The sequence below is a fragment of the Shigella sp. SIG6 genome, from assembly GCF_053555815.1.
On sequence record NZ_JBQZXC010000301.1, the window covers coordinates 1 to 673 of the forward strand.

Here is a 673-nt window from a genome sequence, read left to right on the forward strand (position 1 = left end):
CTTCCCCTCTGCGACTCTCAGCCGCACCACCGTATTCGAGCCAGCGGCTCATGCATCATAACCTGCTCTGCCAGACGGTAACCCCTCTTCAGCCCCGTAAACCGCATCTGACCTCCGCACAGCTCGCACTTCAGCGGGTCAACCTTCAGTCACTGCTGATACATCCCTCTCCTTGTGATTTGCCTCGCCGTTTTTCTCACTGTCTCCGTTATGGCGTACACCACATCTTCCAGTAATCGCCGCTTCACCGGACTCAGGACCCCGTATCACCATCCGGAACCCCTTATCCGCCACATGCCAGGAGAACCTTTCCATAAACTCGTCGCCACTCATCACAAGGTTTTCTTCTCGTTTTGTCCGGTGGCTGTTGTAACGCAGGCCAATTTCATCCTGACCGGCATAATGTTCCAGGCGGCTCATCTGCACCGGCTGCTTCTCCAGCCAGTTAAGCCATCGGTTTCCCTGCTGAAAAATATCGGCAAAACGGGGAAGCATCAGAAAGGCGGAATAACGCCATCCGGCCAGTGAACCGTACCGCATTCAGGGCAATACATGCCGTCGGCGCTGATACCGGCAGGAATTGTCGCAAATTCCCGCTCCATGCAGCGGGCAATTTCCGGATACCCTTCGTCATCAACACGTACAAACCAGAAGACCAGTTTTTTGTTTCCGG

At 54.7% G+C, this 673-nt stretch carries 1 pseudogene; it reads right to left on the reverse strand.

The features are described 5' to 3' along the window. Positions 1 to 17 precede the first annotated feature (17 nt). Positions 18 to 447, reverse strand: a pseudogene (locus tag ACUU1M_RS20490) (transposase); the annotation flags it as partial. Positions 448 to 673 lie beyond the last annotated feature (226 nt).